This is a genomic window from Actinokineospora inagensis DSM 44258 (assembly GCF_000482865.1).
In the GTDB taxonomy this organism is placed as follows: domain Bacteria; phylum Actinomycetota; class Actinomycetes; order Mycobacteriales; family Pseudonocardiaceae; genus Actinokineospora; species Actinokineospora inagensis.
Genome location: NZ_AXWW01000068.1, coordinates 1 through 11,973, shown reverse-complemented (window position 1 = coordinate 11,973; position 11,973 = coordinate 1). Strand labels below are relative to the sequence as shown.

At 68.7% G+C, this 11,973-nt stretch carries 8 protein-coding genes; 4 read left to right on the top strand and 4 right to left on the bottom strand.

Annotated elements, in window-relative coordinates; all coding sequences use genetic code 11:
- From H504_RS41520 to H504_RS0122705, 4 genes are all read right to left on the bottom strand, one after another.
- A partial coding sequence (locus tag H504_RS41520) for an AMP-binding protein (protein WP_211239387.1) occupies positions 1–442 on the bottom strand: 442 nt, incomplete at its 3' end.
- A 207-nt stretch (positions 443–649) separates the two neighbouring features.
- A complete protein-coding gene (locus H504_RS0122715) occupies positions 650–1,426 on the bottom strand; it encodes a S1 family peptidase (RefSeq protein WP_035305503.1) in 777 nt (258 codons plus the stop codon).
- A gap of 169 nt (positions 1,427–1,595) precedes the next feature.
- Positions 1,596–2,885 carry a M14 family metallopeptidase gene (locus H504_RS0122710; RefSeq protein WP_026424648.1) on the bottom strand — a complete coding sequence of 430 codons (1,290 nt, stop codon included), beginning with the start codon at positions 2,883–2,885 and terminating at the stop codon, positions 1,596–1,598.
- A 1,129-nt stretch (positions 2,886–4,014) separates the two neighbouring features.
- A complete protein-coding gene (locus tag H504_RS0122705; RefSeq protein WP_245614413.1) occupies positions 4,015–6,918 on the bottom strand; it encodes an ATP-binding protein in 2,904 nt (967 codons plus the stop codon).
- A gap of 272 nt (positions 6,919–7,190) precedes the next feature.
- On the opposite strand from H504_RS0122705, the gene H504_RS0122700 reads away from it, so the two are divergent.
- The 4 genes from H504_RS0122700 (at position 7,191) to H504_RS0122685 (ending at position 11,597) form a co-directional block, all read left to right on the top strand.
- Complete coding sequence (locus tag H504_RS0122700) at positions 7,191–8,780, top strand: S8 family peptidase (protein ID WP_026424646.1); 1,590 nt, start codon at positions 7,191–7,193, stop codon at positions 8,778–8,780.
- 160 nt (positions 8,781–8,940) lie between these two features.
- On the top strand, positions 8,941–10,521 hold the full coding sequence (locus H504_RS0122695; protein ID WP_026424645.1) for a S8 family peptidase: 1,581 nt from the start codon (positions 8,941–8,943) through the stop codon (positions 10,519–10,521).
- Between the two features lie 651 nt (positions 10,522–11,172).
- Positions 11,173–11,316 (top strand): hypothetical protein, encoded by a 144-nt coding sequence (locus tag H504_RS42115; protein WP_169735441.1) that lies wholly within the window; start codon positions 11,173–11,175, stop codon positions 11,314–11,316.
- A gap of 86 nt (positions 11,317–11,402) precedes the next feature.
- Positions 11,403–11,597 (top strand): hypothetical protein, encoded by a 195-nt coding sequence (locus H504_RS0122685; protein WP_084468042.1) that lies wholly within the window; start codon positions 11,403–11,405, stop codon positions 11,595–11,597.
- Positions 11,598–11,973 lie beyond the last annotated feature (376 nt).

Below are 11,973 nucleotides of genomic sequence, written 5' to 3'. Positions count from 1 at the left end.
CCCGCCACACGTGCCGCAGGTCCGGCAGGTTCGCCCGGACGTTGGTGAGCCGCGCCAAGTGCTCGTCGGTCTCCACGACGACCGCGCTCGCGCCGGAGTCACCGAGGATCCACTGGATCTGCTCGGCCGACGACGTCACGTAGATCGGCACCGACACCGCGCCCGCCGCCCAGATCGCGAAGTCGAGCAGTGTCCACTCGTAGCGGGTCGCGGCCAGGATGGCCACCCGGTCGCCCGGCGCGATGCCCGACCCGATCAGGCCGCGGGCCACCTCGGTGACCTCGGCGGCGAACCGGGTCGAGGTGACGTCCGCCCACTCGGTGCCCACCTTGCGCCGGAACGAGATGTCGTCCGGGCCCAGTTTCGCGTTGTCGTACACCAGGTCGGCGAGTCCGCCCGCGACCTCGCGCTTGGCCACGGGTGGGACGGCGAACTCGCGCATGGCTCTACCTCCGGCGCACGTCAGGCAGTGCCGGCCGACCCCGACCGTCTACCTATCGGTAACTTGGCCCGTATCTTGCCGCCAACCCCGGCCTGCGGCCAGGGGGGCGGCGGAACTGATATCTGGCAATTGTCACAAATGAGCCCGCCCCGGGTGCACTGGGCACCCGGGGCGGGCTGGGAACTCCTATCCGGCCGCGATCCGGCGTCAGGCGCCGAGCTCTCGTGCCTTCGCCGCTATCGCCGCCGACAGTGCGCTCACCTGGCCGTACACGCCCGGGTAACCCGCCCGCGCGCAGCCCTGGCCGTACGACACGATGCCGACCTGGACCCACCGGCCCGCACTGTCCTTGTTGATCATCGGGCCGCCCGAGTCGCCCTGGCACGTGTCGGTACCGCCCTGCTGGTAGCCCGCGCAGATCTCCACGGCGGACTTCAGCGCCGGGTACGCCGTCTTGCACGAACTGTCCGACACGAACGGTACCTGCGCCTTGAGCAGGTACCGCTGCTGCGGGCCGCCCTCGGACGCCGCGCCCCACCCCAGGATGGTGAACGTGCCGCTGTCGTAAGCCGTGCTGGTGGCCAGCGGCAGGTGCGTCGAACCGGTGATCGGGCTGGACAGTTGGATCAGCGCCCAGTCACCGCCGGTCGACGTCGAGTAGCCGGGGTTGCGGTAGACGTACTTCGACGTGCGGGTGACCCGGCTCGAACTCTGCAGGTCGACCACGCCGTAGGTGGCGGTGATGCCGGAGTTGTTGCCGGTGCCGTTGACGCAGTGCGCCGCGGTCAGCACCAGGTTGTCGGCGTACATCGCGCCGCCGCAGCCCATCGACAGCCGCACTATGAAGGGGAACTCGCCCTGGGCCGCGCGGGTGCCGCCCACGACCTGCGGGTGCGCCTCACCCGGGGTCGAGCTCGGCGGGGCGGCGACGGCCTGACCGGCCAGCGTCGCCGCGGCGGCGATGGTGGTCACCGCCAGCGCCATGATCTTGCTGAGTTTCCGCACCGTACGTCCTCTCGTGTCCACACGGCACCGGGGTGCCGCTGCAGGGTGTGGATCCGGCCGGTACGTCCACAATGGACGCGACCGGCACCGCCCTCGGTGGGCGGTGGACCGGGGCGTCCCCGGGCCGCGCGGCCCGGGGACGGTCGGGTCAGGCGCAGCCGAGGCCGATGGCGCGCTTCGGGCAGTCCGCGTAGTCGAGCAGGTAGAGCACGGACTCCTTGTTGCGCGCGGTCTCCCGGCCGATCACCTCGTCGGGCGGGTAGAAACCACCCTGTCCCGTGCTGGTCGGGTACATCTCGAACGTGTAGCCGTAGATCTTGTGCTTGGCCCACAGCCAGTCGTCGATGGACCCGTCGGTGATGTACAGGTCGGACGACTGCTCCGGCGTGTACCCGTTCTTCGCCGCCATGGCCTTGCCGATGGTCGCGAACACCTTCTGGTCCTGGGTGGTCAGGTCGGGCGCGGTGTCGTTGTAGGTGTAGCCGTACGGCCACAGCACCAGCTCGGAGTACGTGTGGAAGTCGATGCCCGAGGTGATCTGCTGCTTGCCGCCGACGACCCGGCTGTTCACGAAGTTCTGCAGCGCTTTGACCTCGGGCGACGACGCCGCCGACGGACCGCGGTAGGTCTCGCTGCCGGTGCTGCCGGAGGAACCGCCGCAGCAGCCCCACTTGTAGTCCCAGTTGCGGTTGAGGTCGGTGCCGACGTTGGCCGAACCCGAGTTCGGCTGCCGGTTCTTCCGCCAGCTCTTGTACGACCCGGTGCTGATGTCGAACTCGCCGCCGTCCGGGTTGACATCCGGCAGCACCCAGATCTCCCGGCTGTCCACCAGGGTCTTGATGTGCGCGTCGGTGGTGTAGTTGTCGGCCAACAGGTGGATCAGGTACAGCGCCATCTCGACGGTCAGGTGCTCCCGCGCGTGCTGGTGCGCGGTGAACAGCACCTCCGGCTCGTTCTCGTCGGTCGCCGCGTTGTCCGAGATCTTCACCGCCACCAGGTCGCGGCCCTGGTAGGTCTTCCCGATCACCTGCTTGGTGACGATGCCGGGGTGGTCCGCCACGACCTTGTTGATGTCGGTGTTCATCTCGGCGAAGTTGTGGTAGTTCGAGTCCGCACTCGGGAAGTCGTACGGGGTCACGGCGCCCACGGCGGCGGGCGCGGGGGAGTCGGCGTCGACCTTGAACCCCAACGCCCGAATCCGCGCGACCTCGTCGCCGGTCGCGGTGATGAGCAGCCTGCTGTCCTCGACACCGTTGACGGCGGCGCCGGTGTTCGCGATGGAAGTCCGCTGCTGCACCGACTTCACGCCGATCACCGCGTACTCGGCCGAAACCGCCGGTTCACCGGGCGCTTTCGCCATGGCACCGGGATGGGCGGGGAGAACGACGACGAGGGCTGCCAAGGCCCCGGCCGCGACGGACAGGCGTTTGCGTTTCACGCTCTTGCCTCCTGCAGAGTGTGCCCGGGGACACCGGAGGTCGCCGCCCGGCCCGGACGACCCGAAGGTGCCCTCACGACCAGCCCGCTCGGCGCTTGCCCAGCCGATCGTGGCCCGCCCGTCTCACCCGCCACAAGGCTACGTAAGTGGCTTCCCGTTACCGGATATTTCCCACACCATTACCGTTCGGCCCAGAACAATAGATAGGTATCCCTACCTATCGCCGCCAGGATTGTTCCCGCCCGCGCCCCCGGTGCACCCTTGTCGACAAGCCCGGGGCAGCCCCCGAGCCCCCTCGGGACGTCGGGGGAGCGGCGCCAACGCCCTCGCTTCTCCCCCGCCCGAGGCTGCCCCCCCACAAACCACCCCCCGGATACCCCGCGACGCACCCACGGCAGACGCTCGGCACCGCCTGCCGCCACCCGGTCGACCCACATGCAAGGGGGCCGACCCGCCGCCGGGGCCCACCGAGAAGGGCCGTCCACCCCGGGACGGTCCTTCTCGGCATTCCACCGCCCTCGGGTTTCCCCCTATCCGTTGCTTTCCGCCCCTTGACTGCTCACCCACCGGCGGCTACCCAGGACCCCACCCACCCGGGGGCCGGGGGCCCATTCCTGAAGGTAGCGCGAACGGCGGTTTGTCAAGAGGGGCATGCGTCTGGCTGTGGATAGCCGGACTGCTTGTGGACAGCTCGCTGAAGTGCCCGGGTTTGGCGTGGCTGGACCGTTGGTGGTGACGAGGTGCCAGCCTGTGGGTAGCCAGACCGCCTGTGGGCGACTGACCGCACGCCCCGGTGGCTCGTTGACGCGCGATGAGGTGTCGGGCTGTGGGTGGCCAGACCACCTGTGGGCGACCGATCGCGGGTGTCGGTCACTGGTTGGCGCGTGACGAGGTGTTGGGTTGTGGATCGCTGGACCGCCTGTGGGCAACCGATCGCGCGCCCCGGTCGCGGGTTGGCGCGCGATGAGGTGTTGGGCAGTGAGACCGCTTGTGGGCGATTGATCGAGCACCCGGTGACTGGTTGGCGCGTGAGGAGGCGTTGGGCTGTGGGTAGCTAGGTCGCTTGTGGGCGACTGACTGCGCGCCCCGGTGTTCATGGTGTGGCAAGTGCTTGTGGCAAACAGATCCGTCAGGTCAGGTCTTCCGCCTGCAGTTCCGCCCGAGAGGACACACCAAGCTTGCGCAGGACCCGAGCGGCGTGTTGTTCGACCGTGCGCGGGGACAGGAAAAGGACGTCGGCTATTTCGCGGTTGGTGTGGCCCGCGGCGAGGAGGCGGGCGACTTCCTGTTCCCTGGGGGAGAGTTCGTTGCCGTAGCCGCGGCGGCCGCGGCGGGAGGGTTTGCCGCCGCCCATGCCGCGCAGGAGGTGGCGGCAGCGGGCGGCGTCGCGGGTCGCGCCGAGGGCGTCGAAAGCGTCCACGAGGGACGAGAGGATTTCCGACGCCTTTTCGTTGTCGGATGGGAATAGGCAGACGGCTTCGCGTTCGGCGACCAGGGCCGCGAAATACGGGGCGGGTAGGCTTTCGTACCGGTCGACGGCTTCGCGGTAGTGGCCGACGGCGAGTTCCAGTTGGCCGCGGGCTTCGGCGAGCCTGCCGCGGCATTGGGCGAGGGCGGCGACGGCCATCGGGGCGTCTCGGCCGTCGATGCCGTCGGCGATGTGGTCGGTGAGGTTCTGGGCGTCCATTTCCCGGCCCGCGGCGAGGAAGGCGGCGACGGCGACGGGGCCGAGTTCGGTCGACCACACCCACACCTCCTTGGTGCGGATGATGTCCACGCCGCGGTCGGCGTCCACACAGGCCCGGGTGACCTCGTCCTGCGACAGCATGGTCCACGCCAGCGCCGCGCACCCGGCGATGGCGACCGGCGCGATCGATTCCTCCGGTGCGAACGCTCCGGTCTCGGTCAGGTAGCTCGTCGCTTCCGCCCATTCGCCGCGGGCCATCGCGAGGGAACCGAGCACCAGGCACAATTCGCTGGCGACCGGGTACAGGTCGCGGTATTCGTCCAGCAACCGCTCGGCCCGTTCGGCGAGGCCGTCCCATTCGCCGGTCAGCCAATCCAATCGCGCTTTGGTCGACCGCGCGGTGCTCACCACGAAAGGCGCTCCGCATTCCGCGGCGAATCGCAGGCCGCTGCGCAACAAGTCGCCTGCGAGTGTGAAGTGCCCGGTCGACGTGCAGGCGTCCGCGAGGTTGCAGTGCGCTCGGGCCAGTTGCCGCTGCTCACCCGGGGTCGACACCGAGTCCGGCAGCCGGTCCAGGTTCGCCAGCACGGTCGGGTCGCCGGTGTGCAGCCGGGAACCGAGTTCGTTGGCCAGCAGCGAGATCCGCAGCTCGTTGTCGTCGGTGGCCGCCAGGTAGCTGTCGACCCGCGCCAGCCACGGCTCGAACTTGCTCATCGGCGTCATCCCCATGAACGTCTGCCCGAGCACGGCGGTGCCCTTCGCGGCGAGGTCGGGGCGCTCGACAAGGTCGGCGATGGCGATCTCGATCTCCGACCGCGCCTCCTCGACGCCGCCCGCCTGCCGGATCAGCAGCAGCCCCCGGTAGAGCCGGACCTCACCGCGGGCGGACATCGACAGCCGCCGGTCGCTCAGCAGCCGTTCCAGCGCCTCGGTCGGGGCGTGCTGGTCGAGTCCGAGGTGCGCGACCTGGCCGAGCTTGATCGCGAGCCGGTCGACGTCGGCCGCGGGGACGCTGGGCTCCTCCAGCAGACGCTGCAAGAGCGCGGTGGCCAAGCCTGCGTCACCGATCTCGGCAGCCCTGTCGGCCGCGGCTTCTCCGTAGTACAACCACGCCGCGGTACGTCCGGCGCGCTCACTGTGCTCGGCAAGCTGTACGAGTGGGCGCGGCTCAACCTGGTCCAACGCGTCTATGGCCCTGTTGTGCAGTTGCTGCCGGTCCGGCCCGCTCAAGGTGTCATAGACGGCCTGTTGCGCCAACGAGTGCCGGAAGCCGTACCGTCCAGAGTCGATCTCGTGCAGCACGTGACCGTTCAAGGCGTGCGTCAATGCTGCCCGTACGCGGGTGTCACCGATCGCGGCTACTTCACCGAGTAGCTCAGCGGGGGCAGGTACACCGAGTACCGCGGCCGCTTGCGCGAGTCGAGTCGCTGTAGTCGGGAGCGCTGCCAGTCGCTCTGCCATCGCGTCGCGTAGCAGTACCGGCACATCGACGTTGTCCAACAACCGGCGCGCGGTAGCGCCATCGGCGTGCACCGCGCCGGCCGGGTTCCGCAGCGCGCGAAGCGTTTCCTCCACTACGAACGGGATGCCGGCCGTGCGCTCGTGCAACTTCGTGGCGAACTCGGCCGACACGGTCTCCTCGTCGAGGATGGCCGCGGTCATCGTGCGCACCTCGTCGACATCGAGCGGGTGCAGTTCGAGCAGCACGCTGGTGATCCCGCCCGGCGGCCGGTACGCGGACCCGAGGGGCACCCCACCGGGCACGTCTTCGCGCCGGTAAGTGACCACGATGGACACGTTCGCGGGCGGGTCGCCCATCAGGAACCGCAGCAGTTGCCGGGAGCCGTCATCGGCCCAGTGCAGGTCTTCGACCACCAGCACGACCGGCCCGAGCACGCTCAGCAGCTCGCGCAGCGCCCGGAACAACCGATGACGCTCCGTGCGCGGATCACCCGTCGGTATGGGCGGTTCCGGCAGGTACTCGGCCAGCTCCGGCAGCAGCGGCCGGAGCACCCCGGCGACCGGGCTCAGCCGCGGGTGCGCGTGCGCCAGCCGCTCGACCGCGTCCCGCAGCGCCTCCAGCACCGCGCCGTACGGGAACGGCTCGCCGACCGGCTGGCAGTACCCGGTGAGCACCGCCACCGGACCGAGGTCGCCGTCGAGCAGCTCGCGCACCAGCCGGGACTTGCCCACCCCGGACTCGCCCTCGATCATGATTACCGCAGGCTGCCGGGGCAGCGCCGCGCGCAACGCGCCGAGCTGGTCGGTGCGGCCGACGAGCGTCGGCGAGCTGGTCCGCATGAGCGCGTCGGCGCGGCTCGGCACTGGCCTCGGTGTCCGACTCATCCACACCCTCCCGCGCCGCGTGTCCGGTACCGCACCCGTTGGGGTTTTGCGAGCCTAGGCGGCCTCGCGCCGTTCGGAAACTCCAGCATGGCACCCCGGAGAAGTTGATCTTAGGTGAAAGACGGGTATCCCTACCTACCGATACCCGGATTGTTCGTCCCGCCGCGCGCCCCGATGGTGATCCGCAAGTGGCTGTCAGTTACCAACCCTGCCCGACAGCCACGCCACCGGGTGGTGTCCACCGTCCGGTGGAGCGGAATGGAGAAGCCCAGATGCGACTTGATCGCAAGACGCGCCGGTTCGTCGCGGCCGGGGTGGCCGCGGGCGCGACGGCAGTGGCCGTCGTGGCCGGTGTGGCCGGCACCGCGACGGCCCAGCAGGCCACCGGAACGATCCTCAGCGCGCAGCAGCCCGTCGCGGGTAGCTACATCGTGGTGTTCAAGGACGGTAAGACCGCGCCCGAGGTGACCAACGGCAAGGCGCTGGACCTCGCCCGCAAGCACGGCGGCTCGGTCGGCAACACCTACACCGCGTCGCTGCGCGGGTTCGCCGTGCGCATGAACGAGTCCGCTGCCAAGCAGCTCGCGGCCGACCCGTCGGTGGCCTACGTCCAGCAGGACGGCTACGCGCACGTCTCCGACACCCAGACGAACCCCACCTGGGGACTGGACCGGATCGACCAGCAGAACCTGCCGCTGGACCAGAAGTACACCTACCCGAACACGGCGTCGAACGTGACCGCGTACATCCTGGACACCGGGATCTACAAGTCGCACCCCGAGTTCGAAGGCCGCGCCAAGGACGGTTACGACTTCATCGACAACGACTCGGACGCCTCGGACTGCCAGGGCCACGGCACGCACGTCGCGGGCACCGTCGGCTCCGCGACCTACGGCGTGGCCAAGAAGGTCAACCTGGTCGCCGTCCGCGTGCTGGACTGCCAGGGCAACGGCCAGTACTCGCAGATCATCTCCGGCATCGACTGGGTCGCCAAGAACGCCAAGAAGCCCGCCGTGGCGAACATGAGCCTCGGCGGCGGCGCGGACTCCTCGGTGGACAACGCGGTCAAGAGCGCCATCGCCGCGGGCGTCACGTTCGCGGTCGCCGCGGGCAACAACGGCGGCGACGCCTGCCAGACCAGCCCCGCCCGCACCCCGGACGCGATCACCGTCGCCGCCAGCGACAACGCCGACAAGCGGTCGATCTGGACGGCGGGCTCGCAGGAGTCGAACTGGGGCACCTGCGTCGACATCTTCGGCCCGGGGACCAACATCACCTCCACCAAGAACGGTGGCGGTACGGCGTCGATGTCCGGCACCTCGATGGCCACCCCGCACGTGACCGGCTCCGCCGCGCTGTACCTGTCGGCGAACCCGTCGGCGACCCCGCAGCAGGTGCGCGACGCCCTGGTGAACAACGCCACCAGCGGCAAGGTCACCGACACCAAGGGCTCGCCGAACAAGCTGCTCAACATCGGCTTCATCGGCGGCGGCGACCCCAACCCGCCGGGCGACTGCGCCGCCGCGACCAACGGCGACGACGTGACCATCCCGGACGCGGGCGCCGCTGTCACCTCCCCGGTGACAGTCGCCAACTGCACCGGCAAGGCGTCCACCGCGACCAAGGTGAAGGTGGACGTCAACCACACCTACACCGGCGACCTGAAGATCGACCCGGTCGGTCCCTCCGGCGCGGTCTACACCCTGAAGAAGAACGGCGGCGCCGGCTCGGCAACCGGCGTGCACGAGACCTACACCGTCGACGCGGCCGCGGAGAACCGCAACGGCACCTGGAAGCTCCAGGTCACCGACGTGTGGAGCTACGACACCGGGAACATCGACACCTGGACCCTCACCTTCTGATCTCCCCCGAGTGAACCCGTTGTCCCACACGGGTTCTCGCAGACCCCGGGCACCCGGTGCGAGGTACGACCCGAACGCCGGGTGCCCGGTCCATGAAGGGCGAACACCCTGTTCCGCCGGTGATCCCGGCGCTCGACCATCGTGGAAGGACCACCTCGCCATGCAACGATCCTCACGCGGGCGGCTCGCGCTCGCGGCCGTCGGCACGGCGTCCATCGCCGCTGCCCTGGTTGCCGTGGCCGGCCCGGCGACCGCGGCCGAGGCCGACTACGTGCACGCGAAGCAGCCCGCCGCGGGCGGTAGCTTCATCGTGTCGCTGAAACCGTCCGCGGCCGCCTCCGCCGCGAGCATCCAGTCGGCATCGGCCGGTCTGGTGCAGAAGTACGGCGGCAGCCTGGACTACGTGTTCTCCAAGTCCATGCAGGGCTTCCAGGTCAAGGGCCTGACCGACGCCAAGGCCCGCCAGTTGGCCGCGGACCCGTCGGTCAAGAAGGTCTACCAGGACGGCACCGCCCACGTCGCCGACACCCAGACCAACCCCACCTGGGGCCTGGACCGCGTCGACCAGGCGAACCTGCCGCTCGACCAGAAGTACAACTACCCCAGCGGCGCCGCGTCGAACGTGACCGTCTACGTCACCGACACCGGCGTCAAGACCTCGCTCGCCGAGTTCGAGGGCCGCGCGTCGGTTGGCGCCGACTTCATCGAAGACGGCCAGAACGGCATCGACTGCTCCGGCCACGGCACCCACGTGGCGGGCACCATCGGCTCGAAGACCTACGGCATCGCCAAGAAGGCCAAGGTCGTCTCGGTCCGCATGCTCGGCACCAGTTGCACCGGCAACGGCCCGGACTCGGCCGGTGTCAAGGCGATCGAGTGGGTCACCGCCAACGCCGCCAAGCCCGCCGTGGTCAACGCCAGTTGGACCTTCGACACGGCCGACATCGGCGACGACGCCCTCGCAGGCATGATCAACGCGGGCATCCAGATGGCCGTCGCCTCCGGCAACAGCTCCACCGACGCCTGCTCAACCGGCCCGGCCAAGACCCCCGCGCTGATCACCGTCAACGCCACCAGCAACAACGACGCCCGCGCCTCCTTCTCCAACTACGGCACGTGCACCGACATCTTCGCCCCCGGCGACAACATCACCTCGCTCGGCCTCAACGGCGGCACCGCCAACATGTCGGGCACCTCCATGGCCACCCCACACGTGACCGGCGTCGCCGCCCTCTACCTGTCCGCCAACCCGTCGGCCACCCCGCAGCAACTGCGGGACGCCCTGGTGAACAACGCCACCAGCGGCAAGGTCACCAACCCCGGCACCGGCTCCCCGAACAAACTCCTCTACAGCGGCTTCATCACCGGCGGCCCCGGCCCCGACCCGGGCACCTGCACCCCCGCCACCAACAGCGACGACGTGGCCATCCCCGACGCGGGTGCCGCCGTCACCTCCCCGGTGACAGTCACCAACTGCGACGGCAAGGCGTCCACCGCCACCAAGGTGAAGGTCGACATCAACCACACCTACACCGGCGACCTCGCCATCGCCCTCATCGCCCCATCCGGCACCGTCTACAGCCTCAAGAAGGCAGGCGGCCCCAGCTCCGCCACCGGCATCCACGACACATACACAGTCGACGCTTCCGCGGAAACCCGCAACGGTACCTGGAAACTCCAAGCAACCGACGTCTACACCTACGACACCGGCACCATCGACACCTGGACCCTCACACCCTGAGCGGTCGCCTGAAGGCAGAAGAGGCCCCCGGAGCACGAACCGCTCCGGGGGCCTCCCTGTCTTCAGGCGACCTCTGCGATGGCCTCCGCCACGACGTCAGCGATCCGGTTGAGCTGAACAGCAGACCCACCTCCTGTCGGTCATCGCTGAGGATCAACTCGACGCGGGTGTACCTGATGTCGCACCCTCCGATCGTGAGCGACGTGTGCACCTCTGCCTGCTGCGAGTCGAACGAACCGCTTGCAGGCAACCCTGCCGCCGGAAGTGATCGATGGGGAACGACCTGGCGCGGCACTTGCGCTGTACTTTCGGTGTACGGAACTGCCTTGCCGTGGTTTCCTGCCCCCGGCGGAGGTGCACATGACGTCGATAAGGCACTGGACCGGGCACGAGGCGCGTGCGTTTCGCCGCGTTGCGGTTGTAATGCGCACGGTCTCTTCCGCGAGTTGTCCGTCCCGCGCCGTACCGCTCAGATCGAGTTGTCCCTCACCGTTCTTGGCGAGATGAGCGGGCAACTCGTACGGGCGGCTGAAGGGTATGAACAGCTTGCATCTGACGAGCGGTTGAGCCCCACGAGATCGAGCGCGGGCTCGACTGTGGGTGGGTACAGCGCTGAGCCAGGACGGAAGCGACCGCTACGCTCTGCAGATCATGTCCGCCGCCACCGTGAAGTTCGAACAGTTGGCGGAACCCGCTGACTGGGCGATCGCCCACCAGAAAATGGCCCTGACCAACACCACCTTCGCCGTGATGTGCTTGCGGCACAAGGCATCACCCCGGACTCACTCCTCTTGATCTCCATGCCATACATGGAGCGACGCGCGTACGCGACATGCCGCAAAGCGTGGCCGGAAACCAAACCCGTGTGCACATCGGAGACCGTGGAATTCGCCGATTACATCCAGTCGATCGGCGATTCCAAGCTCGTCGCGAGCATGATGGTCGGCGACCTTCAACGAGTTATCGAATACCCCAAACGCGGATTCGCTATACCGCAGCAAGTACCGAAAAATATCCTCACCGCCTACCAACGGCTACTGGACGACGGTTACACCGAATATGTGTTGGCCCATTAGTCCACTGGAGGTGGGCGATATGGAGAACCTGCCCACGAGGGCCCACCTCCATCGACGAAGCGCCACACCTGCACCTGCACCGCGCGCCCAAAACCCGCATCTCGTCGACGAAGTCTCACACCTGCACCGCGCGCCCAAAACCCCAGCCCTGATCGACGAAGCGCCACACCGACGCCGCGCGCCTCGGGACCCGCCGATGCCAACTGCCCGTTGTGGTGGAGTTGTTTTGTTTGGGGGGAGCGGTGGCCTAAGCCGGCCGGCGGGTAAGGCCACGCTTTCCAGTGGCCCCGCCTTTTAGCCTTACCCAGGCTGCCGCTAGGGGCCCCAAACAAAACAACTTCACCACAACGGGCACTTCGCATTTATCTGGCGCCCG